The sequence below is a fragment of the Marinobacterium iners genome, from assembly GCF_017310015.1.
GTDB lineage: Bacteria > Pseudomonadota > Gammaproteobacteria > Pseudomonadales > Balneatricaceae > Marinobacterium > Marinobacterium iners.
Genome location: NZ_CP022297.1, coordinates 3,698,381 through 3,724,052, shown reverse-complemented (window position 1 = coordinate 3,724,052; position 25,672 = coordinate 3,698,381). Strand labels below are relative to the sequence as shown.

Sequence of the window (25,672 nt, the reverse complement as noted above, 5' to 3'; positions counted from 1 at the left end):
TGTCATTCAAGGGTGTTTTGAGGCCGATATTACTACGCCGGTGGTTGGTGGCCTATCCGTGTACTGAAACCGCGCAATCCACCGCGCAATTAATTCAGCCTGTCACGGCTTGATGCGATAACCGGTGCGGAAGATCCACCAGACCGCTGTCAGGCAGGTCAGCAGGAACATCAGCGTCATACCCAGGCTCATGCCCATATGCACGTCGGCGACGCCGTAAAACGCCCAGCGGAAACCGTTGATCAGGTAGACCACAGGATTGAACAGGGTCAGGGTTTGCCAGGGTTCGGGCAGCATGTTGATTGAGTAAAAGGCGCCACCGAGGAACGTCAGCGGTGTGATCACCATCAGTGGGATCACCTGCAGCTGCTGAAAGTCGTTGGCCCAGATGCCGATGATGAAGCCGAACAGGCTGAAAGTCAGGGCGGTCAGCAGCAGGAAGGCGAGCATCCAGAAAGGATGGGCGATGCTGTAGTCGACGAACAATCGCGCCGTGAGCAGAATCAGGGTGCCGATGATCAGCGATTTGGTCGCCGCGGCACCGACATAGCCGGTGATGATTTCAAGCGGTGATACCGGTGCCGACAGTACCTCGTAAATGGTGCCGGAGAACTTGGGGAAGAAGATGCCGAAGGAGGCGTTGGATATGCTTTCACTGAGCAGAGACAGCATCAGCAGGCCGGGAATGATGAAAGCGCCGTAGCTGACGCCGTCGATCTCGCCCATGCGCGAGCCGATGGCCGTGCCAAAGACGATGAAATACAGTGAGGTGGACAGCACCGGGGAGATGACGCTCTGCATCAGCGTGCGTCGGGTGCGGTTCATCTCAAACTTGTAGATGGCGCGTATGCCGTTGAAATTCATTGGGCTTGCTCCGATCGGTGGACGAGGCTGACGAAGATCTCTTCCAGTGAACTTTGTTGTGACTGCAGGTCCTTGAGATCGATACCCTCGGCACTGAGGCTGCGCAGCAGCTCGGCGATACCGCTGGTTTCATGATGGGCATCGAAGGTATAGGTCAGTTGGCTGCCGTCTTCGCTCAGAGTCAGGTTGAAAGCATGCAACCCCTCGGGCAGCGCCGCCAAAGGCGTCTGCAGATGCAGGTGCAGCTGTTTCTGCCCCAGTTGCTGCATCAACGTTTCCTTTTCTTCAACCAGCATCAGTTCACCGCGGTTGATGACGCCGATGCGGTCGGCCATCTCCTCGGCTTCCTCGATGTAGTGGGTGGTCAGGATCACGGTCACGCCGTTGTCGCGCAGTCCACGCACGATCTCCCACATGTCGCGGCGCAGCTCCACATCAACGCCGGCACTGGGTTCGTCGAGGAACAGAATGCTCGGCTCATGCGACAGTGCCTTGGCGATCATCACCCGGCGTTTCATGCCGCCGGACAGCGCCCGCATCATCGACCGGCGCTTGTCCCACAGCGACAGCTGGCGCAGGATCTTTTCGATGTAGGCGGGGTCGGCGGGTTTGCCGAACAGGCCGCGACTGAAACTGACGGTATCCCAGACGGTTTCAAAGGCATCGGTGGTCAGTTCCTGGGGCACCAGCCCGATCAGGCTGCGTGCCCGGCGGTAGTCTTCGACAATATCGACGCCATCGGCCAATACCCGGCCGGAACTGGCGTTGACCAAGCCACAGATAATGCTGATCAGAGTGGTTTTGCCAGCGCCATTGGGCCCGAGCAGGGCGAAAATCTCGCCGCGGTGGATCTCAAGATCGACCGACTTGAGTGCAGTGAATCCCGAAGCATAGGTCTTGCCGATGCCCTGGATTTGAATAATGGGTTGCACGGGGGCTCCTTGGACTGTTTCAAAGGGTGTGGCCTGAGTGTAGCGATAGCCGGAGCAAGGTGGCCACTGATTCAGCCTGGAAGTTCTGCTCCGTACCTGTCCGGGTTGAGCCAAGCATAGTCAAGAGGGTCAGGATTCGCTCAGGTCGAACGCGCTGAACAGCCGTCCGGGGTGGGGCGGGTGCACGCCTGCGACTTTGAGTTCACCCAGCTCTTCGTGTACGGACTCGATCTGTCGCAGGCGCTGCTGGCTGCGCGCCAAGTCCTCGCGCATGGTCAGGTTGATCAGCAGGGTAAGTACACTGCTGACACTTGTGTATGAATCGAACACGGAGGTGCTTTGTACCTGACATTGCAACATCCAAGTGGCGAGCTCGTGCAGCTCTGTGGCGGACGGGTCTGCGATCAGCACGCAGGGGATCTGATTGTTCCGTGCCAGCTGCATCAGGTCACGGATTTGGCTCATGCGCCTCCGCATGGCGAGGACCACCAGAAGATCTTTACTGCCCAGATCAATCAAATCTTCGGCCAGTGTTTGTCCGGCACCCGGCAAAAGGGTGACATCTGGTCGCAGCAGGCTGAGCTGGCGATGGAAGTATTCAGCCAGAAAGCGGCTGTTGCGAAGCCCGGCGATTGCAATACGGCGTTGTTGTGACAATTCGGCCGCAACGGCGCGCAGTGTATCCGGGCTGAGGGCTTCCAGTGTGCGCTGCAGGTTCACTGCTTCACGTTCCAGGTGCGCACTGATGGTTTGGCTTCGGTTGTGGTGAGCATCCTTGGCATTGTTATTGCTTTGATACAGGGGTGAACCCCAGCGTTGAGCTTCGCGTGCCTGCACACGGGCCTCATTGAAATCCTTATAGCCAAGACGACGAAAGAAACGGGTGGCGGCTGCCTTGGAAGTTTTTGCGAGGTCTGCCAGTTCCGTTGCTGAGTAGTTGGCGATATCACCCGGGAAGTTCAGCAGTAGATCGCCTAACCGCCTCTCGGCGGGTGGCAGGTCGTCATAGCATTCCTGAATACGGGTATCGAGTTGCTTGGGTTCCATGGTGTGGCGGGTCTCTTGAATACCTGAGCGTCAGTTTCAATTTTCGCCCATCTCAAACGGGAAGTGAAATTTATTTTTCAATCTGTGTTGACGAGGTGAAAAAATAGTTTCAATATCAATTCAAATTGGTACAAAAATTTCAAAGTGAGCGAATGCCATGTCATCGCAAACCCTGTCAAAAACACGATTCAAAACGACCCAGAGTCGGTTTATCAGCCTCAGCTATCGGTTGAACTGGCTGGTTGAGCGCCTGTGCGCGTTATTGATCGGCGGGATGGTCTTGATCGTTTGGTTCGGCATTGTGAACCGATACTTTCTTGAAACAAACGTTACATGGACCGAAGAGGCAGCCCGTTACCTGATGATCTGGTCTGCACTGCTGGCCATGTCCTGTTGTGCCCGTTACCGCGAGCACATCGGCTTCGATATGCTGTTCAACCGCTTTCCGCAACGCATGCAGGTCGGGCTACGCTGGGCTCTCGACGGGATGGCAATCGCATTCTTCACGTACCTCGTGGTGTATGGGGTGGGCATGACGTCAGCCGGCGCGCACCAGTACGCCACTATTTTCGGACTCACCATGATGTTGCCGTTTGCGGCAGTGCCTGTATCGGCCTTGTTGACGGTGATCCAGATTCTGGCCTCGGCAGTGCGACTGCATGCGGTAGATCTGGTGCTGGAAGACCACGAAGCCATTGATAACCGTGAAGGGGTCGCATAATGATCACCGTGGCAATCTGCTTTTTTGTTCTGATGCTGCTGGGTATGCCGGTCGGATACGTTCTGGGCATAGCTGGTGCGCTGGGACTGTTTCAGCTGGGGGGCAGCAACTTCCTCGAGATGGGTCCCAAGCGTTTTTTCGAAGGACTCGACCTCTTTACCTTCATGGCGATGCCATTTTTTATTCTGGCCGGCGAGATCATGAACCGCTCCGGCATCACACATCGCCTGATCGGTTTTGCCGATGCGCTGGTGGGATACCTCAGGGGTGGGCTGGCGCAGTCCAATATGCTGGCTTCGGTCCTGTTTGCCGGTATGACCGGTGCAGCGGTTTCAGATGCAGCGGCGTTCGGTAATACCTTGGTCCCTGCCATGGTGAAGAAAGGCTACAGCCGCCCGTTCGCCTGTGCGGTGACGGCGGCCGGTTCGATTATCGGGCCGACCATCCCACCCTCCAACCTGATGGTGATTTACGGTTCACTGATGGGGGTCTCCATCTCAGGGTTGTTTGCCGCCGGTATCCTGCCGGGGCTGTTAATAGCGCTGACCTGTATGGCCCTGATCGCCGCGTTTGGGCGCCGCTGGAAACTGCCCAAGGGTGAACAGCGCCCGAGCCTGAAGCACATTTTGTATAGCTTCCGTTCCAGTATTCTCGCCATCATCATGCCCCTGATTATTCTGGGCGGCATTATCGGCGGTGTCGTAACCCCGACTGAAGCCGCAGCCGTCGCTGTGTTCTACGCATTGGTAGTGGGCGCCGGTCTTTACCGCTCCATTACCTGGGTAGACCTGCTCGAAATGCTGATCCGGACCGCCAAGATCACCGGCATTGTGTTCCTGATTATTGCCTCCGCCTCCATTTTGGGCTGGTGGATGACATTCAACCAGATTCCACAGATGGTGGCGGATGGTTTCCTTTCGATTTCACGCGATCCGACGCTGGTCACCCTGATGATTCTGGCTTTGCTGATCGGCATCGGAATGTTCATGGACATCAATGCCGTCCTGATCATCCTGGCCCCGGTGCTGGTGCCGCTGACCACGACCATCGGCATGGACCCGGTGCATGCCGGCATCATGATCGTGCTGGCCCTGAATATCTCGCTCATGACACCGCCGGTAGGGGCCTGCCTGTTCGTCCTTTCATCGGTGACCGGTGAAAAGATCGAACGGATCAGCCTGGCACTTTGGCCTTTCCTGTTGGTACAGCTTGGGCTGCTGTTGCTGATCGCCTTCTGGAGTGACCTGACACTGTTCATCCCGGGTCTGCTGGGCATGTAAAGACTGAAAAACCTGAAACCAGACACACGTGCATAACGGTTAACATTGGAGACTGAACCATGAAACTGATGAAAAAACTGCTCGTTACCTCCATGGCCATTGGCCTGACAGCCGGCCTGATGGCGGCACCAGCGGCTTATGCGGAGAAGGTGCTGAAACTGCACCACCTGAACAACAATGATCCGTTTGATAACCCAACCGGTGCCATGGCCAGCGTGTTCAAGAGTTTGGTCGAATCAGGCACCAACGGTGAGGTGAAGGTTCAGCTGTTCCCGAACGCTCAGCTTGGCAAGGATGCAGCAGTGCTGCAGCAGGTCAAGAGTGGGGTGGTGCAGTCCGGTATTCACTCCGTGGGCGGCTTTGCCAGTGCCTACCCGCTGATCGGCGTGTTGGACGTGCCTTTCGCTTATCCCAATATCAGCACTACCTACAAGGTGTTTGATGGCCCGTTCGGCAAACAGCTGTCAGCCGATATCGAGAGCAAAACCGGATTCAAGGTGCTGGGCTTTGGTGACTCGGGTGGCTTCTTTGCCTTGACCAACTCCAAGCGTCCGGTACGTTCGCCGGAAGATATGAAGGGGCTGAAGATTCGTACCATGGGGCTGGATACCCACAAGGCCGTGATCGAGTCTCTGGGTGGGCAGCCTGCGGCCATCGCCTGGTCAGAAGTCTACACCGCACTGCAGACCGGTGTGGCTGATGGGCAGATGAACCCGGTGCCGATTGTCTCCTTTGCCAAGTTCGACGAAGTTCAGAAGTACCTGACGCTCACCGGACACCTGTTTACCCCTTATGTCTGGGTGATTAATCAGGACTTTTACAAGGATCTGACACCGACTGAACAGTCCGTGGTGGATTATGCTGCTCGCTCCGCCATTGTGGCCGGGCGCGGCATGGCACGTGCGATCGAAGCCTCCGAGCGCGGGCTGCCGTCACTGAAGAAGAACATGGAAGTGTACAGCCCGACACCGGAAGAGAAGGAGGCCTTCCGTGAGGCCTCTCAGCCGATGGTGAAGAAGGTCATTGCCGAGAAGTATGGCCCTGAAGGCGAAGCGCTCATGAATGATTTTCTAAGTGCGATCGAACAGCAGTAAGGCGGCTATAGACCGTCAACCGGGCCGCTCTGGGAGCGGCCTGCCCCGTAACGTCAATACGCAGGAATCAGTGTTCATGAGTCTGCTTAATACAGATTATCCGGTACAACTCACCCACAACGGACAGGCAGTCGAAGCTGCCGAAATCGGTGCTCGTCAGTTGGCAGTGCTCAACCCTGATGGATTTGCCTGTGCACGGGATGAAATCAGCCAATGGCCGGGTTACAAGCCATCGCCCCTGTATGAGCTGGACGCCGTGTCACGTACTTTGGGGGTGGGGGGCGTCTGGTACAAGGATGAGTCAGAGCGTTTTGGGTTGGGCAGTTTCAAGGCGCTGGGCGGTGCTTATGCTGTGGTGCGCTTGCTGAAACGTGAGTTAGTCAGCCGCGGTATCTGCAACAACGAGCCCAGTACCCAAGCACTGCTAGACGGTGTGTACCGGGGGCACTTGCGGGAGATCGTGATTACCTGCGCCACGGATGGCAACCATGGTCGCTCCGTGGCCTGGGGCTGTCAGCTGTTTGGCTGCGGGTGTGTGATCTACATCCATGCCACCGTCAGTGAGGGACGTCGCAAGGCGATTGCAGCCTATGGGGCCGATGTAGTACGCGTGCCAGGCAACTACGACGATGCGGTACGTCAGGCGGCTAAGGATGCTGCTGAACTGGGCCGCTTTGTGGTGTCGGATACTTCCTATCCGGGGTACATGGCGGTGCCGCGTGATGTGATGCAGGGCTATACGCTGATGGCCGAAGAAGCGTTTAACCAGCTGCCTAAGGGGATTATACCCACGCATATTTTTTTGCAAGGCGGCGTAGGTGGTTTGGCCGCCGCTGTCACTGCACAAGCCTGGATTCGTTATGGTCATCAACGCCCGCGCTGCGTTGTAGTGGAGCCTGATCAGGCAGCCTGTCTGTATGAAAGTGCCAACCGTGGTGAGCCGGTCGTGGTTCACGGTGAGCTGGATACGCTAATGGCAGGCCTTGCCTGTGGAGAAGTTTCGCTACTGGCGTGGGATGTGCTGAGTGAAGGGGCCAGCGACTTTATGACGGTTACCGATGACGCGGCGGTTGATTGCATGCGACTGATGGCCGATGGCAGGGCGTGTCATCATCACCCGCTGGTGGCCGGTGAGTCGGCTGTCGCCGGTATGGCCGGCCTGATACTGGCCGGACAGCGTGATGAATTGCGCAATGCATTGGGCCTGAACGCCGACAGCCAGGTGCTGTTGATCGGCAGTGAAGGCGCGACTGATCCTGAACTCTACACACAGCTGGTCGGCCGCAGCGCCGAAGCGGTTCTGGGAGAGACAGTATGAGCTACACCCTGAGCATCAACGGTACTCGTTTGCAGCAGCGATTGAAGGTGCTGGGCGAGTATGGTGCGCTTCCGGGCGGGGGCGTTTCGCGCCTAGCCCTCACGGATACGGACCGACAGGGACGTGACTGTGTGGTGGGCTGGATGCGTGAGCTGGGGCTGGAGATCAGTATTGACCAGTTTGGCAACGTGGTGGGCCGACGTGCAGGCCTTGAAGATGGCCCTGCCGTCATGACTGGCTCCCATATCGATACAGTCAGCACCGGCGGACTCTACGATGGCAATCTGGGTGTGTTGGCAGGGCTGGAAGTGATCGAAACTCTCAATGATGCCGGTATTCAAACGCGGAAGCCGCTGGCAGTGGCATTTTTTACCAACGAGGAGGGTGCGCGCTTTGCGCCCGACATGATGGGAAGCTGCGTGTTTACCGGGGTGCTGGATCTGGAAACGGCACTGGCCACCGAAGGTATTGATGGCACTTGCGTCGGCGATGAACTGGCGCGTATCGGCTATCGGGGGGATGCCCCGGTCAACCGAGCATCGGAGCAGGCGAGTGCTTTTGTCGAGCTGCATATCGAACAGGGCCCGATACTTGAGCAGGATGGCGTTCGTATCGGTGCGGTCGAAGGGGTACAAGGCATCTCCTGGACCGAATTTGTTATTCGGGGCACTTCCAACCATGCGGGCACCACACCGATGAATCTGCGCCAGGATGCAGCGCTGGTGGCGGCGGAAATCACCGTCTTCGTGCGTCAGTTGGCAGACCGCATGGGAGGGCGGCAGCTGGCAACCGTGGGGCACTGCGAGTACCGCCCCAACCTGGTGAACGTGATCCCAAACCTGGTCACGCTTACGGTTGACCTGCGCAATACCGATGAGGCTCTGCTGCAGCAGGCCGAGGCAGAGCTGTTCGCGTTTGTGAATGCTCTGTCCGATCGTGAGGGCGTGAAGATCAGCCAGCGCTCATTGGCGCGATTTGAGCCAGTGGTGTTCGATGCAGAACTGGTGGCACGTATTGATCGCATTGCACGGGAGCAGGGCAATAGCGTAATGCGGCTGCCATCTGGCGCGGGTCATGACGCCCAGATGTTTGCACCCATTTGCCCTACCGCCATGATTTTTGTCCCCAGCGCCGACGGCATCAGCCATAACGTGCGCGAACATACCGATTCAGACGACCTTGAGGCTGGTGCCAATGTCTTGTTACAGACATTGCTGGAGCTGGCCGAGCAAGCGTAACGGGAGATATGAAATGTCCAGAGTTGTAACAGCTGCAGTGGCCCAGCTGGGGCCGATTGCGCGCAGTGAGAGCCGCGCAGAAGTGGTTGAGCGTTTGCTCGTGATGATGCGGGATGCCAGCCGCGCTGGCTGTACCCTGATTGTGTATCCGGAACTGGCATTGACCACGTTTTTCCCGCGCTGGTATATGCCGGACCAGTCGGAGGTCGATCAGTTTTTTGAAACAGAAATGCCGGGGCCGGATACCCGCCTTCTGTTTGAAGAGGCGGCGCGCCTGAAGATCGGTTTCTACCTTGGCTATGCCGAATTGTGCAAAACCGAACAGGGTGAGATCCGCCATTTCAACACTTCCATTTTGGTGGACGACACCGGAAACATTGTAGGGAAATACCGTAAGATACACTTGCCTGGTCACCCTGAGCATGAGCCCTGGCGTCCGTTCCAGCATCTGGAAAAGCGCTACTTTGAGCGTGGTGATTTGGGCTTTGGCTGCTGGGATACGCTGGGCGGGCGCATGGGCATGGCCTTGTGTAATGACCGACGCTGGCCTGAAACCTACCGGGTGCTGGCCCTTCAGGGGGCCGAGATGATCATGCTGGGTTACAACACCCCCATGCATTATCCACCGGTCCCTGAACATGATCACCTGCAGGGGTTCCACAACCACCTGTGCATGCAGGCATCAGCCTATCAGAACGGCTGCTGGGTGCTGGCAGCTGCAAAAGCGGGTAAGGAAGAGGGGTGTGACCTGCTGGGGCAGAGTTGCATTATTGCCCCCACTGGCGAGATCGTGGCGCAGGCTTCAACGCTTGAGGATGAGCTGATCATCGCGCGCTGTGATTTGGATCGCGTGAAAGAGATTCGTGAGAATATCTTCAACTTCAGCCTTCATCGCGCACCGGAAGAGTACAGGATTATCTGCGAGACACCGAAAGTCGTTTAAGTGTGCAGATGCAGGGCGGCCTGAGCCGCCCTGTGTATCAGGCCTGAAACAGGAAGTTGGCGATCAGTTCCTTGCCGCCTTCGGTGGCGAAGGATTCCGGGTGGAACTGTATGCCGTGGATCGGGTGTTCACGGTGGCGAACCCCCATGATCTCGAAATCACCGCCCTGATGGATGCGGGCATGGTCGGTGAAACTGTCCACAGGCAGGTCGCCCACCACGGCGGTCACATCCAGACACTCCGGCAGGCTTTCCGCCTCGGCCATCAGCGAGTGATAGCGCATGATCTCCAGCTGATCCGGGGTATTGGCGAACACGCCTTCCGCGGTGTGACGGATCGGGCTGATCTTGCCGTGCATTGGCAGCGGTGCCTTCACTACCTTGCCGCCGAATACGTGTACGATGCCCTGCATGCCGAGGCACACGCCCAGCAGCGGAATCTGCGGCCCCAGCTCGCGGATCACCTCGGCACAGACGCCAAAGTAGGCCGGGTCTTCCGGCGAGCCCGGCCCTGGGGAGATGATGATGCGATCCGGCGCGGCGGCAAGCAGATCGGCCAGGGTTACTTCATCGTTGCGCTTGACCACAATCTCGAAACTGTCGAGACGCCCCTGATGCTGTTCGGTGCTCAGAATCTCGCCGATATACTGGTAGAGGTTGTAGGTGAAGGAGTCGTAGTTGTCGATGATATAGACCTTCATGCCTCATCCTCCGCAATAAACTGATCCAGAACCTTCTTGGTGCCGGCAAACTTGCGCCGAATCTCTTCGTATTCGTCCTCCGGGTTGGAGTCATAGACGTTGCCGCCGCAGGTCTGCACATAGGCGTTTTCGCCGTTGGCGAACACGGTGCGGATCGGGATGGCGAAGGTGCAGTCACCGTTGAACGAGAAGTGGCCCACGGCACCGCCGTAGGGGCCTCGACCGTCTGATTCCAGATCATCGATGATCTTCATCGCCTCGATCTTGGGCGCACCGGTCAGAGTTCCGGCAGGGAAGTTGCTGGCCAGTGCGGAGAACATGTCGTGATCTTCTGAAATAATGCCGACGATCTCGCTGGAAATGTGCTGCACGTGGCTGAACCGCTTGATATCCATCAGGCTGCGTACCTTCACCGTGCCGAAACGGGCCACGCGGCCGATATCGTTGCGGTGCAGGTCGACGATCATGTTGTGCTCGGCGATCTCTTTCGGATCGTTCAGCAGGGCACGGGCGTATTGGGTGTCTTCCACCGCGTTGGCGCCACGTTTGGTGGTACCGGCCAGCGGGAAGGTCTCCATCTCCCCCTGACGCAGGCGGAACAGCAGTTCGGGGCTGGCGCCGATCAGCTTCTGCTCGCCGAACTTGACGTAGTACATCTGCGGCGAGGGGTTCACCTCGCGCAACTGTTCGTACAGGTTGATGCTGTCGCCTTCCAGACGGAAGCGCTTCTTGAATCCTACCTCGCACTGGAAAATCTTGCCGTCGATGATGTCCTGCTTCACCTTCATCACCGCAGCGGCATGCTCGGCCTGGGTCATGGTTTCGCCCATGGGTGTCACCGTAAGCGGGCCGTTTTCCACGGCAGGTTCGGCCAGAATCTGCTCGATCATCGCCATGCGGCTGTCATCATAGTGGAAATAGATCACTTCGCCGGTCATCTTGTCGAGAATCAGACCATCCTTGAACACGCCGAAACGGAACACATCGAACATGTCGCTGTGCTGCAGGTTCAGGCTTGGCTCAAAGTAGTTCATGCAGTCGTAGCCGATGTAGCCGGTCAGGCCGCCGGCATACTTCCGCGAGATGATGTTCTGCGGCACGATCTCGCGCAGCAGATAGTAGGGGTTGTCACTGGCGTAGCTTTGTACTTCACCGTCGCGGCCCTGCACATGCAACTCGCCTTCGGTGGCCCAGAGGATCTGCTCCGGATCAAAGCCGATGATGGAGTGGCGCGAGATGAAGCTCTCCTCACCCAGTGACTCCAGCATGAAGCAGTTTTCGAAGCGTTTCTCAATCTTCTTGAACAGGCCAAAGAAGTCGATGTCTGCCGCTAGTGTGACGTAATGTGGCTTGCGCGGCAGTGTGATGCGGGCCGGTTTCTGGCTCATCTGTCTTGCGCGAGATACCCCGGACTTCTAGGCCGGGGAGGGATAGCGCGGCGTCTGTAGGACGCCCCTGTTCCCGCGACTCTCCTCTAAGTTGATTGCTATCTTACATTAAGTTTTCTATTATGTGAGATATGACTAAGCGCACCTACAAATACCGCTTTTACCCAACGCCTGAGCAGGAGCAAATTCTGTCCCGGACGTTTGGCTGTGTGCGTTTCGTTTACAACTCGGTCCTTCGTTGGCGCACCGATGCGTTCTATCAGCAGCAACTCAAAGTCGGCTATGTTGAAGCCAACGCGCAGTTGTCGCGGATGAAGAAAGACCCCGAGTTGGCGTTTTTGGGCGAAGTCAGCTCGGTTCCGTTGCAGCAGTGTTTACGTCATCAGCAAACCGCCTTTAAAAATTTCTTTGAAGGCCGCGCCCAGTACCCAACATTCAAAAGCAAGCGGCACCGTCAGTCGGCGGAGTTCACCCGTTCGGCCTTTAAATACCGGGACGGCAAGCTGTATCTGGCCAAAAGCAAAACCCCGTTGGATATTCGGTGGAGCCGCGAACTGCCCGGCGCACCTAGTACCGTAACGGTTTCCAAAGACGCGGCTGGCCGCTACTTTGTGAGCTGCTTGTGCGAGTTTGAACCCAGTAAGTTGCCGGTCACACCTAACATGACCGGCATTGATCTGGGCCTGAAAGACCTGTTTATCACTGACAAGGGTGAACGTGTCGGCAATCCCCGCCATACCGCGAAATACGCTACCAGACTGGCTAAGGCGCAGCGCCGACTGAGCAAGAAAAAGCTCGGCTCGGCCAACCGCGCCAAGGCCCGCCAGAAGGTGGCGAAACTTCACGCCAAAATCTCCGATTGCCGGCAGGATAATTTGCACAAATTGTCCCGCAGATTGATTAACGAGAACCAAGTGATCTGTGTCGAATCTCTGAAAGTGAAAAACATGATCCGCAACCCCACGCTGAGTAAAGCGATTGCCGATGCCGGATGGGGTGAGTTCGTGCGCCAGTTGGCGTACAAAGCCGATTGGGCCGGGCGCTCGCTGGTCGCCATTGACCAGTGGTTTCCAAGCTCGAAACGGTGTTCAGGTTGTGGACACACCTTGTCGTCACTGCCGTTGTCGATCAGGCAATGGGACTGCCCTGAATGCGGCATGTCCCATGACCGAGACATAAACGCAGCGACCAACATTAAAGCCGCCGGGCTGGCGGTGTTAGCCCTTGGAGAGAATGTAAGTGGCATAGGTCAAGTACCTGTGTCCGGTTCTCGGTGAATTGGGAATCCCCTTCCTCAGCGCACCCTTTGGGTGTCAGAGAGGGGAGCAGTCAAGGTAGCCTCTGTTGCTGTTTGATCTTCAGGGCGCGTGCCCCGCGAGTGACGGTGGCGATACCGACGCCGAGCTGCTTGGCGATCTCCCGCTGCGGCACGCCGGCTTCCAACATGCGCAGAATCTGCAGCCGATTGCAGACTTCAGTCAGTTCAGCCGGAGTCAGCAGGTCGCGCAGCGCTTCTTCAAGGGAGTCCCGATTCCGCATTTGCAGCAGGTGATCGAGCAGCTCATTCAAGTGAGTTGTATTCATGTACTAGTACGGTATCACAATGCTGGATTAGGTCAACTGTGAAGTAATCAGAACTCTTGTGATGGAAGCAATCTCATACAGCGCGTCTTCCATGGCGGGGTCACTGAGGTTATACCACTGTTGCATACAGTGAATGCGAAGCATGGTAGACAAAGGGTACGGCCGACGGCCATTCCCGGCTTTGGGATAGTGAGGCTTAATGACGGCTTCGAGACGCGCCCAAGGGATCAGCTTGTCCATTCGGCCTAGGAACTTCTCCTTACGGGTCTGACGGCGCTTGTTGCTGAACTCGCTGTCCGCGAATGTAAGTTGCTGATCCATCGGTGCGTCCTCAATCGTGTGCAGCGGGTATTATCCCATGCGGCGGACTTATTCGCAGCCTCCCTAGCAGTCTGTCGGGTTTTCGATAGCCCTGTGAGATAATCCACCTGTTATCGAGCCATGACCGGAGCGTCATCATGAGTCGCTTTATTCCAGTAGACCGCCAGACCGACTATCTGCTGCCTCCTTCAGTTGATGAGTGGCTGCCTGACGAGCACTTGGCGCGCTTTGTTGTCGATGTGGTCGAGCAGCTGGACTTGTCTGCGCTGACACAGCAGTATGCTGGCCGAGGCCATAAGGCGCATCATCCTGCGGTATTGCTGAGCCTGCTGATCTACGGCTACGCCACTGGCGTGATCTCCAGCCGCAAGATCGAACGCGCCACCTACGACTCGATTGCATTCCGCTACCTGGCCGCGAACACCCATCCCGACCACGATACGCTGGCCACTTTCCGCCGTCGCTTTCTACCCGAACTGGAGCAACTGTTTGTTCAGGTACTGTTGCTGGCACGTGAGATGAAGCTGCTCAAGTTCGGCACCATCGCCCTCGATGGCACCAAGGTTAAAGCCAATGCCAGCAAGCACAAGGCGCTGTCCTATGGTCATGCCAAGAAGCTGGAAGCTCAGCTCAAGACTGAGGTAAACGCCCTGATTCAACGGGCCGAGGCGGCAGACAACGATGTCGCGACCGATGGTATGGACATTCCGGCCGAGATTGCTCGGCGTGAAGCCCGTCTGGCGGCCATTGCAGAGGCGAAGATCAAAATCGAAGCCCGTGCGCTAGAACGGGATGCCGCAGAGCAAACCGCTTACCAGGATAAAATAGCCAAACGCGATGCACAGCGAAAGGCAGGTAAAAAGCCGCGTGGGCGTGACCCCAAGCCTCCGATGGGAGGTCCACGCGATAAGGATCAGGTGAATCTCACAGATCCACAATCACGCATCATGCCGGCCACGGGTAAGGGTTTTGATCAGTGCTATAACGCCCAGGCAGTGGTGGATACTGAGAGCATGCTGGTCACCTCTGTACACGTCACGCAAGCGACGAATGACAAGCAACAAGTCATGCCACTGCTGAACGCATTGACCGCCTTGCCAGCCTCATTGGGCAAGGTGACCCATCTGCTGGCGGATACCGGTTACTTCAGTGCTGAGAATGTTAAGGTGTGCGGCCAGCAAGGTATTGAGCCTCTTATTGCCATGAAACGAGACGTCCACCACCAGCCACTGTTCGAGCGTTTTGCGGCCGAGGCGATGGCACCGGACAGTGAAGATCCCGTTGAACAGATGGCCTATCGCCTGAAAACACAGGCCGGTCGGGCCCGTTATGCCCTGCGCAAACATACTGTGGAACCCGTGTTCGGCATCCTCAAACACGTTATGGGGTTCAGGCAGTTCTCACTCAGAGGGCTGGACAACGTCAGTGGTGAGTGGCGTTTGGCGACCTTGGCATGGAATATCAAGCGTATGCATCGCTTAGTAGTGAGCTGACAGACACTGCTGGAAATGAGCGCCTGTGACAGCCGCATAGGGGTCGAACAGCGGTAAAGCGAATGCACAGGTCATGATGGCTGTTTGGCGATCATTGAAAGCGATAAAGGGCTCTGTCACTCCGACGAGCCACGTTAATCCGACAGACTGCTAGACAGGGCGTTATTTACCGCGCGTGTCGAAAATACTGTCCGGGTGATTTCCCCAACGCCTTCCTGAACATCGCCACAAAAGCGCTTGGGCTGCGGTAGCCCAGCTCCAGCGCCACGTTCATAACCGATTCACCCCGCCCCAAACGATCCACGGCCTCATGCAACACGAGCTGGCGGCGCCATTGCAGGAAGGTCATGCCGGTTTCACGGATGAACAGCCGCCGCAAAGTGCGCTCGCTGGCGCCGACTCTGGTGGCCCAGTAACCGAGACGGGTATCGGTCTCAGGATGATCGATCATGTGCTGCATCACACGTTGCAAGCGGCGGTCACTGGACAGTGGCAGGTGAAGCCGCGACGGCTCCAGTGCCTCTAGCTGGTCGAGGATGACGCCGCAGATGCGGCTGGCTGCACTGTTCGGAGGGTAATCCTCGCCGAAATCGGCTACACGCAGGATCAGTTCGCGCAGCAGGGGTGAAACCTCGACCACACTGCACTGGTCGGGGAAGCGGTGAAGACAGGAGGGATCAATAAACAGATGACGAAGCTCCGAGGTAACTTCCGGGTTTACCGAGTGGCGAATGCCGCCGGGTATCCATACGGCCTGAGAGGGTGGCACGATCCAGCTGCCACTGTCGGTATGGACCTTGATCACGCCAGAGGCGGCATAGGCGAGCTGACCACGGGGATGGCTGTGAAAGTCGAACTCAAAGTTGCTCAGGATCAGATCGTGCAGACCGAGTATCGGTCGAGCCGAGTCGACGATCATGCCCAGTTTTGACCGAAAACGCTTGGGTGCAAGGGTGGGGCGCAGGCTCATATGTCCGATATTCTACATTGGTTGTCTATATGTCGACTTAAACCCTAGCGCTTCTCTGGCACAATCACCAGAATCCAGTCACCGGATAGAGAATTCACATGACCATTGCGCTGAAACGCCCGCAATTGATTGCACTGATCCTGATCCCCCTGCTGTCAGCTCTGCTGTTGCTCACACCGGTTGCAGAGCTGTTTACCGGTCAGCAGCAGCTGTCGGCTCTGCTGATCATGGCCGGTATGGTGCTGTTTGCCACCGGAGCACTGCCGGAGTTCGTCAGTGCTCTGTTGGTACTGGTGCTGGCCATGCTGCTGTCGCTGGCACCGGCAGAAGTCGTATTTTCGGGTCTGACCTCGACAGCCTGCTGGCTGATTTTTTCGGGATTGGTAATCGGTATCGCGATAGCGGAAACCGGGCTGGCGCAGCGCATCTCGGATCGTTTCACGCGTTATCTGGACAGCAGTTATGCACAGCTGATTACTGGCATCGTCTTCATGGGAGTGCTGCTGGGGTTTGTGATGCCTTCTTCAGTGGGGCGTGTGGTGCTTTTCATCCCGATTGCGTTGGCGATCGCTGAAAACTGTGGTTTTGCCAGAGGCAGCAAGGGCCATTACGGCGTGTTGCTGGCGGCGGCCTTTGGCTGTCACCTGCCTACCTTTGCAATTCTGCCGGCCAATATCCCCAACATGATCATGATCGGTTCAGCTGAGAGTATCCATGGATGGACGCCGATGTTCACCGAGTATCTGTTGCTGCATTTCCCGGTGCTGGGTCTGTTGAAGGCGGTGCTGTTGATCGGGGTGATCCTGCTGCTGTATCCAGATACCCCTCGGCGCGCAGCGCCAATCAGCCGTAACGGAGGGTTCAGCTTCCGAGAAAGCCGACTGATGTTGATTATGCTGACAACGCTCGGATTCTGGCTGACAGATTCCATACACCACATCTCGGCGGCATGGATCGGGCTGGCGGCGGCTACCGTTCTGTTGCTGCCCGGCGTGGGAATGGTGTCGCCCAAGAGTTTCAACGACAAGGTGAATATCAGCTCGATTCTGGTTGTGGCCGGGCTGTTGGGCATTGCCAGCTTGATTAACTACAGCCAGATCAGTCAGGTGGTGGGGGAGCGGGTGCTCGACTGGTTGCCACTGGAGCCGGGCCGTGATGCGGTCAATTTTTTCTCCCTGTCGCTGGCGGCGATGCTGACCGGGGTGGTGGCCACCCTTGCGGGTGTGCCTGCAACCCTGACCCCGCTGGCCGGGCAGATCAGTCAGATGACGGGCTTCAGCCTGGAGGCGGTACTGATGACTCAGGTGTTCGGTTTTTCCACCATCGTGTTCACCTATCAATCCGTGCCGCTGATGATGGCGATGCCGCTGGCCGGGATCTCAATCGGCCATGCCGCTCGGCTGTGTCTGATTCTGGCCGCGTTGACGGTGGTGGTTTTGTTGCCACTGGATTATCTCTGGTGGCAGCTGCTGGGCTGGATCTAGCGTCGAAACAGCTGCGGATTGCGGGCGACGAAAGCGTCGATCCAGCGCTCAAGCATCGATTTCTGGCCCGGGTTTTTGAGATATCGCCAGCCCAGTATCGAGATCACCAGTGCGCCGACAGCATCCACGATCAGGTCCCACATGGTGTCGGTCAATCCGGAGGGGTCCCCCAGCATTGGCTTTTGCATGTTCATGCCGAGCAGGGAGTCCATGGCAAACTCGAAAATTTCCCAGAGCGCACCCATGCCGAGGGCAAACATAAAGGCAAAAAAGGCGACAAAGCCGGGCTTCATATGGACATGGATGTCATCAATCTCATTCATGATGTGCACCAGCAGAAAGCCGACAATGCCCAGCAGAAAGCCGGAAAGCGTGTGCAGCGCCATATCCCACCACCAGAAGCGGGTGTAGTAATCGCGAATCTCACCCAAAAACAGGGATGCAAACACAAAGCAGATTGCGGCCAGTTGCAGATCCGGTGGAATGTGAATTCTGAAACGGCGCTCAAATACCAGTGGCAGAAGTGTGATCAGAATGATCATGCTGCTGAGAAAGGCGGTAAACCAGCGCTGGCTCCAGACGGCCAGCACTGCCTCCAGCAACAGTATCAGCTGCAGTACCAGTGTGATTCTTTGGTGAGTGATGCGAATCCTCATGGGGTATCCCTGTACTCCCTTGTGGGGTCATTGGCTCAACGCTCGGATATACTCTCAGCATAACGCGTTTGTGTAGCCTTGGAGATAGCCTGTGTCACGATTGTACGTTTACGACCACTGCCCCTTTTGCATTCGCACCTTGATGGTGGCGCACTACCGACAGGTCAGCGATCTTGAGCAGGTGGTGTTGCTCAATGATGATGAAGCGAGCTGCCAGCGTCTGATCGGCAGGAAGATGGTGCCGATCTTTGAGCATCAGGGGGTGGCCATAGGTGAGAGTATGGATATTGCCAAACTGCTGGATGAGCTGGGAGAGGGGCCCAAGGCACTACGTCCACTGCAACTTGCTGAAGCGATCCAGCCTCGGCTGCAGCCGGTTCAGGCGCAGAGCTGGGCGCTGACCTTTCCCCGAGTTACTCAAATCGGTATGAAAACCTTCGCAACTGAATCGGCGCGGGACTATTTCCGTCACAACAAGGAAGCGATGTTGGGGCACAGCTTTGAGCAGGCGTTGGCTGAAACCGAAGCGCATAAGGCTGTTATCGAGCGTGTGTTGGCGGAACTGCCGCCGTTAACGCTGCCGTCAGAGCAAGGCCACACCTTGAGCTGGAACGATGTGATGAATTTTCCGCCGTTGCAGTATCTTACGATGGTGAAAGGCCTGACGATCCCGCCACGGTTGCAACAGTGGTTACAGGAGGTCGCCGAGCTGGGTGGTGTAGAGCTGTATTTTGATCGTGCGATTTAAGGTGAAGCGAATGAACATTAAAGCTGTCTTGCTGGGTGTGGTGTTGAGTGTGTCGATACCACCCGTGATGGCCGAGTCGGATCTGGACGCCGCCATTGAGTACCGCCAGGGTGTGTTCACGGCGATGGAGTGGAGTCTTGGGCCGCTGGCCGCGATGGCGCAGGGACGGGTGGCGTTTGATGCCGAAGAGTTCGCGCAGCGTTCTGAACGGCTGGTATTCCTCAGTCATCTCACGGGGGAAGGCTTCACGGATCCGGCGAGCGGTCGAAGCAGCCACGTGGAAACAAGAGCGTCATGGCAGATATGGGAAGCAAAATCGCGCTTCGACAACCTGATGAGTGAGATGCAGGTTCGTCTGATGACATTGAATGAAGCGGCTTCACAGGGGCAGGGGCGCGAACAACTGAGGCCGCTGCTGGGGCGCGTGGCACAAAGCTGTAAGGCCTGCCATGACAAGTTCAGGGACTGATCAGGCATAGCCTTTATTCATAAACAAAAGCCCCGCTGACTCTCGCCTGCGGGGCTTTTGTTGCATGCACGATTGAAGCTGGATCAGCCGGCCTGCTTGGCCTTCAGCTCCAGACGACGACGGTGCAGCACCGGCTCGGTGTAGCCGCTGGGCTGTTCACAACCCTTGAGCACCAGTTCGCAGGCAGCCTGGAACGCGATGCTGTCATCGAAGTTGGGCGCCATCGGCTGATACAGGGCATCACCGGCGTTCTGACGATCTACCACCGCAGCCATGCGCTGCAGGGTTTCCATCACCTGCTCTTCAGTGCAAATGCCGTGGTGTAGCCAGTTGGCAATGTGCTGGCTGGATATACGCAGGGTTGCACGGTCTTCCATCAGGCCCACATCGTTGATATCCGGCACTTTTGAGCAGCCCACACCCTGATCAACCCAGCGCACCACGTAACCCAGAATACCTTGGGCATTGTTGTCCAGCTCCTGCTGAATCTCTTCGGCACTCCAGTTCGGATTCTGCGCCACCGGAATGGTCAGAATATCGTCCAGGCTGGCGCGGGTGCGGTTCTTCAGCTCTTGCTGGCGTGCAAAAACGTCCACCTGGTGATAGTGCAGGGCGTGCAAGGCAGCGGCCGTCGGGGACGGAACCCAGGCGGTGTTGGCACCGGCCAGCGGGTGGCCGATTTTCTGTTCCAGCATGTTGGCCATCAGATCCGGCATCGCCCACATGCCCTTGCCGATCTGGGCACGGCCGCTGAGGCCACAGGCCAGGCCGTTGTCGACGTTCCAGTCTTCGTAAGCCGTGATCCAGGCGGCGCCTTTCATCTCGCCCTTGCGGATCATCGGGCCGGCTTCCATGGAGGTGTGGATCTCGTCACCGGTGCGGTCAAGGAAGCCGGTGTTGATGAACACCACACGTTTCTTGGCGGCACGGATACACTCTTTCAGGTTGACGGTGGTGCGGCGCTCTTCGTCCATGATGCCCATCTTCATGGTGAAGCGGGGCAGGCCAAGGGCGTCTTCCACACGGCCGAACAGCTCGTCGGCGAAGGCCACTTCTTCCGGGCCGTGCATCTTCGGCTTCACGATGTAGATGGAACCGGTGGTGGCGTTGCGGAACGGTCCGTTGCCCTTGATATCGTGCAGCGAGATCAGGGTAGTGACCACGCCGTCCATGATGCCTTCAGGGATCTCGTTGCCGTCACGGTCGATGATCGCAGGGTTGGTCATCAGGTGGCCTACGTTGCGCACGAACATCAGGCTGCGGCCCTTCAACGCCAGGCTGCCGCCGTTGGCAGCGGTGTACTCGCGATCCGGGTTCATGCGGCGAGTGAAGGTTTTGTCACCTTTCTGGATCTCTTCAGTCAGGGTGCCCTGCATCAGGCCCAGCCAGTTGCGGTAGGCCAGTACCTTGTCTTCGGCATCGACGGCGGCAACCGAATCTTCGCAGTCCATGATGGTGGTCAGCGCCGCTTCCATCAGGATGTCCTTCACGCCGGCAGCGTCGGACTTGCCGATCTGGCTGTCGCGGTCGATCTGGATTTCGAAATGCAGACCGTTGTGCTGGATCAGAATGGCGGTCGGGTTGCTGGCGCTGCCGTTGTAGCCGATCAGCTGGGCACTGTCCTTAAGACCGGTTTCACCACCATCACGCAGCACGACACACAGCTGGCCGTTCTGAATGCTGTAGCCGGCCGAATCCTTGTGCGATGCATCCTTGAGCGGGGCGCTCTGATCAAGGAAGTCACGACCGAAGGCGATCACCTTGGCGCCACGAGCCGGGTTGTAGCCCTGTCCCTTCTCGGCACCATTCGTTTCCGGTATGGCATCGGTGCCGTACAGGGCGTCATACAGACTGCCCCAGCGGGCATTGGCCGCGTTCAGTGCGTAGCGGGCGTTCATCACCGGTACCACCAGCTGGGGGCCGGCCATGGTAGCCATTTCCGGGTCCACGTTCTCGGTGGTGGCGGTGAAGTCGTCCCCTTCCGGCAGCAGGTAGCCGATCTCCTGCAGGAAAGATTTGTAGGCATCAAAGCTGAAGCGATCACCGCGGTTGTCGCGGTGCCAGGCATCGATCTGTGCCTGCAGGGCGTCACGTTTGGCCAGCAGCTCACGGTTACGCGGTGCGAGGTCGTGCACGATGCTGTCGAAGCGGCTCCAGAACTGCTCTACCTCGACGCCGGTGCCCGGCAGTGCTTCAGTGTTGATGAAATCGTAAAGCTCTTTGGCGACCTGCAGGCCACCGACCTGTACCCGTTGGCTCATCTTCTTGCCCCAATTGATTGAATCATCTGCGCCGGTGCAGGCCGGCAGCAGCAGGAATAACTGTCCATCAAAGGATTGTGCATTGCGAAAATAGCGCAAAAAAACACGCCTGTCCCGCGTTTGCGCCTAAAGTATGAAGAAGTGGCTCGATGGTGGGATTTTAGTGAAAGATCGCGGGTTGTTGACAGTTTTTCGTGAATTTTTGGTTGTTTTTTTACACGGTAGCGGCCTGTGACACCGTAATGTGTGCATCTGCACTGTACCAGGTGGCCCATGTCGTAAATTTAAAACAACCGACCCTTGAGCCGGTTGTGCCGTCAGACGGTGCTGCACCTCAGGCCGTATCAGGCCCCGGTGCCGGTTTAACGCGGTGCAGATGGACATCCAGCTGCGGGAAAGCGATTTCGATATCGTGTTCATTGAAGGTTTTGTTGATCGCCTTGTTGATTTCATCCGTGACCGGGATACGATCGGACATAGTGCTGACAAATACACGCAGATCGATCTGCAGGCTGCTGTCGGCAAACTCTCTGAAATAGGCATCGGGTTCGGGATCGTCCAGCACGCGCGGGTTGGCGCGCGCGACATCCAGCAGCAGACGTTCAGCCAGCTCGGCGTCGCTGCCGTAGGCGATACCCACCGTGATCACGACCCGTGTTATGGCATCGCTGAGCGACCAGTTGATCAGCTGATTGGTGATGAACGTCTTGTTGGGGATGATCACCTCCTTGCGGTCCCAGTCTGTAATGGTGGTGGCGCGGATCTGGATGCGTGACACCGTGCCCGTGACATTTCCGAGGGTGACGGTATCACCGATCCGGACCGGCTTTTCAAACAGGATGATCAGGCCCGAGACGAAATTGGCCACAATCTCTTGCAGGCCAAAGCCCAGGCCTACCCCCAGGGCTGCAATCAGCCATTGCAGTTTGCCCCATTCCAGCCCGAACTGACTGATGGCAACCAGCACCCCAACCAGAATCAGGGTGTATTTCAGCAGGGTGGTGATGGCGTAGCTGGTACCGGGTGTCAGGTCGAGATGGCGCAGGGCCAGCAGTTCCAGCAGCCCTGGCAGGTTCTGGGCGGCCATAATGCTGATCCATAGCACCAGCAACCCCAGGATAAGATCACGCAGCGTTACATGGGTAAGTATCTGTTCCGCCCCCTGCTGAGAGAGGCTGCTCCATAGCTGGACACTTTCCAGTACCTGTAGTGTTGGCAGGAAATCGCCCAGTGTCAGCCACAGCATGATGCCCAGCAGCAGCAGGGTAAGGCTTTTCAGCAGTATCCGAGACTGATCGGAGATGGTCTGCAGATCGAGATAGTTTTCCTTCAGCGGCGTAGAGTTGTCTTCGCTGTTTTCCCGTGCGGCCACCAGCTCTGCTCTGCGAGCGCGGGCGCGGCTGAACGCCAGACGGCGTTCGGCGATCAGCAGCCAGCGCAACCCCAGCTTGAACACCAGAAAGGCACCCAGTACCTGCAGAATCACCACCAGCAGAATCAGCATGAAGAACAGGGCGGTGAGGATATAACCCCAGACACCCAGCAGGAACATGGCGATGTTGAACAGAACCAGCAGCGTGATCCAGAGCTGAGCGTTTTGCCACCAGCGACGGCCGAGTGTCATCTGGTTCAACTCATGGCTCACGCGCCAGATACCTCGCCAGAACAGGACAAGCGTCAGTGTCAGCAGCAGGAATATCAATCGGCCCAGCCCTGTCTGCAACTCGGGTGAATTGTAGCTGTCGATCAGCAGCCACAGGCTCAGTAACGGGGTGCCAAGCCAGAACAGCAGATGCAGCTGACGTTTCAGGCGTTTGGCAAGCGCTTCGGGGGTTGTAAAATGACCACAAAAGAGACCGTCGGGTACGCGTAGCCACTGCAGTACGGTGCCATACAGCAGCAAGCTGGTTGCCCAGAACAGCATCAGCTGCTGCAGTGCAAAGTGATCGGGGTGGACTGGATTGAGGCTGTGCTCGCGCAACAGAATCAACAGCAGCGGCAAGGGGGCTGCAATCAGAGGGGCGAGCAGACACAGACGCAAGGTGCGGGCAAAACGGTCATGCACTACGTTGCCCAGCTCGCGTACCCAGCGGGCGCGATGCTGGCGCTGATAGCGCTGCAGCCAGAATGCCAGCAGCAGGCTCATGACGAACATGATCACGCTCAACCCCAGCTGCGGAGTGTCATTCCATACCGAGGTTTGCAACATGGACTTGAGCTGCTGGGACAGCAGACTGAAGCCGGAGACAACCTGCCCCGGCCAGGAGGCGGATATGGGTGTGACCACCGGCAGCCACAGCAGCTGGCGTGCAATCAGGCCTCGGGCCTGTGAAATACGGTCATTGAGCTGCTCCTGGACGGTAAGAAGCTGTGACAGCTCGCCGATCAGCTGCTGTCGACGCTCCTGTATCCGGCTGAGCAGATTTTCCTGACTGGCCTGCAGCTGTGCCAGCTGTTGCTGCTGTGCAGCGGACAGGGAAGCGTGCTCGGTGTTGGTCTGTGCATCCTGTTGTGCCCGCAAGCGATTGAAGTCGAGGCTGCCAAGGCGTAACGAATTCAGCATCTGCCGTGTGGACAGCGTGTCGACCGGCCGTGACAGCGACTGGGTGAAACGGCGCAGCTCATAACTGGCGCTGTAGCTGTCCAGCTCCAGCTGTTGCTGGACGGTCTTGAGGCTTTGGCTGACCAGGTTCAACTCCTGCTCCAGCGCATTGCGGCTGCGGGTAGCGGCGGCACTGCGCTCGTTGAGTTGCCCAAGCTGCTCGGTCAGTTCGCGATTGCGCTCGATCAACTCCCGTATCGGCCCGGGCTGTGTGGCTTCGGCACCCGCCTGAATCAGGTTGCTCAGGGTGCTTTGCAGTTCATCCTGTCGTTTCTGTTCCAGCAGCTGCTGCATCTGCGTCAGCTGTTCGCTCTCGGCGGTCAGTTGCTGCTGCAAATGACGCAGCTCCAGCCGGGCGCGTTCGCTTTCACCCGGCAGTGCCAGCAGCTCCAGCTCCAGCGCCTGTATCTGGCTGTTGTGACGTTCCTGCAGTGCATTTCTCAACTGCAGACGCGCATCGGTCAGCTGGCGGTCGCTGTCACCGGGAAGGTCGGGAGTGCGAGGTGTTGTCTGTTTCAGGTCTGCCAGCTGCTCACGCAGGGACACCAACTTCTGCTCATTGAGCTCGGTCTGCTGCAACAGTTGGTCACGGCGCTGCTCCAGCTGCAGCAGGGCAGCGCGCTTGAGAGTCAGTCGCTGCTCAAGACTGGCGGTATCGAGAGCCTGCAATGACTGCATGTCGATCGGTGTCAGGGGGCGTTCCAGTTGGCGCTGCTGCTCTTCCAGTGCGGCGGGTTGACGTTCCAGCTGCTGCTGCAGGGACTCGGCACGCTGCTGATACTGCTGCTGGTCCTTGATGGCGGTGAGGGTGCGTTGATACAGATCGCGCAACGGGGATTGGCTGCTGTCATCCGGGCTGAGCTGCTCAATCTGTCTTTCCAGCTGCGTTACCAGCTCTGGTGTTGCCGCCGAAAGAGAGGTGGTTAGCCCCAGCAGAAGAAACACTATCAGCGTCAGCAGTCTTGATCGGATCATCCAGGAGGTCCGCACAGGGTATAGGAACAGAAAGGCACAATGCCCTTTCGAGCATTCTAGCGCGACTCAGTGAATTTTAGCTGACTGTGACATGGTTTGGTGTGGCTGGGAAGCTGACCGCAGCTGGTCGCGGCCCAAACGCAAAAGGCAGGCCTGAGGCCTGCCTTTCAGAAGTGCGTGCGCCAGGCATGGCGCGTAGCGCCGTGACGGGCGCTGTTCCGATGCGCGTGGTGGCGGTCGGATGACTTGGAGGTGCAAGTCCTCTGTGGGCCCGGCAAGGGGAACCACTAGCCGAACGGCAAGGGTGTCCATCGCGAGGTGGAATCTGAAGGAAGCCGAAGGCAAAGCACTGACCTGACGAACAGAAATCGCATACGAGGCGGCAGCTGTGGGTGAGGAGTCGCATATCTCCAAAGCCCGGTACTTGCACGGAGCAGCGGTCGTATATGCGGCAGGTATAAGTGTGAAGGTCACGTGTCTTACCCTGGGAGGTCTGCTGTCCTGCCTCTGGCTACGGCTGTCGTGAGGCGGCTGGATGGGACTGCAGAATTCAGCAGACGCCATAGTAGGTGACTTACCGGTCA

The 25,672-nt window shown here is 57.6% G+C and carries 21 protein-coding genes and 1 pseudogene; 11 read left to right on the top strand and 11 right to left on the bottom strand.

The window, feature by feature from the left end; all coding sequences use genetic code 11:
• Positions 1 to 102 precede the first annotated feature (102 nt).
• The 3 genes from CFI10_RS17510 to CFI10_RS17500 form a co-directional block, all read right to left on the bottom strand.
• On the bottom strand, positions 103 to 864 hold the full coding sequence (locus CFI10_RS17510; protein ID WP_206837060.1) for an ABC transporter permease: 762 nt from the start codon (positions 862 to 864) through the stop codon (positions 103 to 105).
• Entirely contained in the window at positions 861 to 1,796 is a 936-nt protein-coding gene (locus CFI10_RS17505; protein ID WP_206837057.1) for an ABC transporter ATP-binding protein, read from the bottom strand. The genes CFI10_RS17510 and CFI10_RS17505 overlap by 4 nt, the downstream gene beginning before the upstream one ends.
• A gap of 129 nt (positions 1,797 to 1,925) precedes the next feature.
• Positions 1,926 to 2,843, bottom strand: coding sequence for a MurR/RpiR family transcriptional regulator (locus CFI10_RS17500; protein WP_206837054.1), 918 nt, complete (start codon positions 2,841 to 2,843; stop codon positions 1,926 to 1,928).
• A 157-nt stretch (positions 2,844 to 3,000) separates the two neighbouring features.
• On the opposite strand from CFI10_RS17500, the gene CFI10_RS17495 reads away from it, so the two are divergent.
• The 6 genes from CFI10_RS17495 (at position 3,001) to CFI10_RS17470 (ending at position 9,437) form a co-directional block, all read left to right on the top strand.
• Positions 3,001 to 3,564 (top strand): TRAP transporter small permease, encoded by a 564-nt coding sequence (locus CFI10_RS17495; protein ID WP_206837051.1) that lies wholly within the window; start codon positions 3,001 to 3,003, stop codon positions 3,562 to 3,564.
• On the top strand, positions 3,564 to 4,844 hold the full coding sequence (locus tag CFI10_RS17490; RefSeq protein WP_206837048.1) for a TRAP transporter large permease: 1,281 nt from the start codon (positions 3,564 to 3,566) through the stop codon (positions 4,842 to 4,844). The genes CFI10_RS17495 and CFI10_RS17490 overlap by 1 nt, the downstream gene beginning before the upstream one ends.
• A 59-nt stretch (positions 4,845 to 4,903) precedes the next feature.
• Positions 4,904 to 5,938: a TRAP transporter substrate-binding protein gene (locus CFI10_RS17485; protein ID WP_206837045.1), complete on the top strand. Its 1,035-nt coding sequence runs from the start codon at positions 4,904 to 4,906 to the stop codon at positions 5,936 to 5,938.
• Between the two features lie 76 nt (positions 5,939 to 6,014).
• Positions 6,015 to 7,256: a diaminopropionate ammonia-lyase gene (locus CFI10_RS17480; protein ID WP_242530042.1), complete on the top strand. Its 1,242-nt coding sequence runs from the start codon at positions 6,015 to 6,017 to the stop codon at positions 7,254 to 7,256.
• Positions 7,253 to 8,494, top strand: coding sequence for a Zn-dependent hydrolase (locus tag CFI10_RS17475; protein WP_206837042.1), 1,242 nt, complete (start codon positions 7,253 to 7,255; stop codon positions 8,492 to 8,494). Before CFI10_RS17480 ends, CFI10_RS17475 begins: the two co-directional genes overlap by 4 nt.
• Before the next feature lie 13 nt (positions 8,495 to 8,507).
• Positions 8,508 to 9,437, top strand: coding sequence for an N-carbamoyl-D-amino-acid hydrolase (locus CFI10_RS17470; protein ID WP_206837039.1), 930 nt, complete (start codon positions 8,508 to 8,510; stop codon positions 9,435 to 9,437).
• 37 nt (positions 9,438 to 9,474) lie between these two features.
• Here the strand turns inward: CFI10_RS17470 and CFI10_RS17465 are convergent, their stop codons facing one another.
• Together CFI10_RS17465 and CFI10_RS17460 are read right to left on the bottom strand one after the other, a co-directional pair.
• Positions 9,475 to 10,137, bottom strand: a complete 663-nt coding sequence (locus CFI10_RS17465; RefSeq protein ID WP_206837036.1) for an anthranilate synthase component II — start codon at positions 10,135 to 10,137, stop codon at positions 9,475 to 9,477.
• Entirely contained in the window at positions 10,134 to 11,525 is a 1,392-nt protein-coding gene (locus tag CFI10_RS17460) for an anthranilate synthase component I family protein (protein ID WP_206837033.1), read from the bottom strand. Before CFI10_RS17460 ends, CFI10_RS17465 begins: the two co-directional genes overlap by 4 nt.
• Before the next feature lie 131 nt (positions 11,526 to 11,656).
• On the opposite strand from CFI10_RS17460, the gene CFI10_RS17455 reads away from it, so the two are divergent.
• A complete protein-coding gene (locus CFI10_RS17455) occupies positions 11,657 to 12,802 on the top strand; it encodes an RNA-guided endonuclease InsQ/TnpB family protein (RefSeq protein ID WP_206837028.1) in 1,146 nt (381 codons plus the stop codon).
• A 52-nt stretch (positions 12,803 to 12,854) separates the two neighbouring features.
• Here CFI10_RS17455 and CFI10_RS17450 read toward each other — a convergent pair whose 3' ends face one another.
• Together CFI10_RS17450 and CFI10_RS17445 are read right to left on the bottom strand one after the other, a co-directional pair.
• Positions 12,855 to 13,109: a Trp family transcriptional regulator gene (locus CFI10_RS17450; protein WP_206837025.1), complete on the bottom strand. Its 255-nt coding sequence runs from the start codon at positions 13,107 to 13,109 to the stop codon at positions 12,855 to 12,857.
• Positions 13,110 to 13,169: 60 nt separating this feature from the next.
• A pseudogene (locus CFI10_RS17445) lies at positions 13,170 to 13,430 on the bottom strand (transposase); the annotation flags it as partial.
• 137 nt (positions 13,431 to 13,567) lie between these two features.
• On the opposite strand from CFI10_RS17445, the gene CFI10_RS17440 reads away from it, so the two are divergent.
• Entirely contained in the window at positions 13,568 to 14,923 is a 1,356-nt protein-coding gene (locus CFI10_RS17440) for an IS1182 family transposase (RefSeq protein WP_206837022.1), read from the top strand.
• Between the two features lie 166 nt (positions 14,924 to 15,089).
• On the opposite strand, the gene CFI10_RS17435 is transcribed toward CFI10_RS17440, so the two are convergent.
• Positions 15,090 to 15,893 (bottom strand): AraC family transcriptional regulator, encoded by an 804-nt coding sequence (locus CFI10_RS17435; RefSeq protein WP_206837018.1) that lies wholly within the window; start codon positions 15,891 to 15,893, stop codon positions 15,090 to 15,092.
• Between the two features lie 98 nt (positions 15,894 to 15,991).
• On the opposite strand from CFI10_RS17435, the gene CFI10_RS17430 reads away from it, so the two are divergent.
• Positions 15,992 to 17,377, top strand: coding sequence for an SLC13 family permease (locus CFI10_RS17430; RefSeq protein WP_206837016.1), 1,386 nt, complete (start codon positions 15,992 to 15,994; stop codon positions 17,375 to 17,377).
• Here the strand turns inward: CFI10_RS17430 and CFI10_RS17425 are convergent.
• Positions 17,374 to 18,033: a DUF2238 domain-containing protein gene (locus CFI10_RS17425; protein WP_206837011.1), complete on the bottom strand. Its 660-nt coding sequence runs from the start codon at positions 18,031 to 18,033 to the stop codon at positions 17,374 to 17,376. The genes CFI10_RS17430 and CFI10_RS17425 overlap by 4 nt on opposite strands.
• A 91-nt stretch (positions 18,034 to 18,124) precedes the next feature.
• Here CFI10_RS17425 and grxB point away from each other — a divergent pair, with 91 nt between their 5' ends.
• Together grxB and CFI10_RS17415 are read left to right on the top strand one after the other, a co-directional pair.
• A complete protein-coding gene (grxB, locus tag CFI10_RS17420) occupies positions 18,125 to 18,781 on the top strand; it encodes a glutaredoxin 2 (protein WP_206837008.1) in 657 nt (218 codons plus the stop codon).
• Between the two features lie 10 nt (positions 18,782 to 18,791).
• Complete coding sequence (locus tag CFI10_RS17415; RefSeq protein ID WP_206837005.1) at positions 18,792 to 19,250, top strand: c-type cytochrome; 459 nt, start codon at positions 18,792 to 18,794, stop codon at positions 19,248 to 19,250.
• Between the two features lie 83 nt (positions 19,251 to 19,333).
• On the opposite strand, the gene CFI10_RS17410 is transcribed toward CFI10_RS17415, so the two are convergent.
• Together CFI10_RS17410 and CFI10_RS17405 are read right to left on the bottom strand one after the other, a co-directional pair.
• Positions 19,334 to 21,511 (bottom strand): malate synthase G, encoded by a 2,178-nt coding sequence (locus tag CFI10_RS17410; protein ID WP_206842263.1) that lies wholly within the window; start codon positions 21,509 to 21,511, stop codon positions 19,334 to 19,336.
• A 334-nt stretch (positions 21,512 to 21,845) separates the two neighbouring features.
• Positions 21,846 to 25,088 (bottom strand): mechanosensitive ion channel domain-containing protein, encoded by a 3,243-nt coding sequence (locus CFI10_RS17405; RefSeq protein ID WP_206837002.1) that lies wholly within the window; start codon positions 25,086 to 25,088, stop codon positions 21,846 to 21,848.
• Positions 25,089 to 25,672 lie beyond the last annotated feature (584 nt).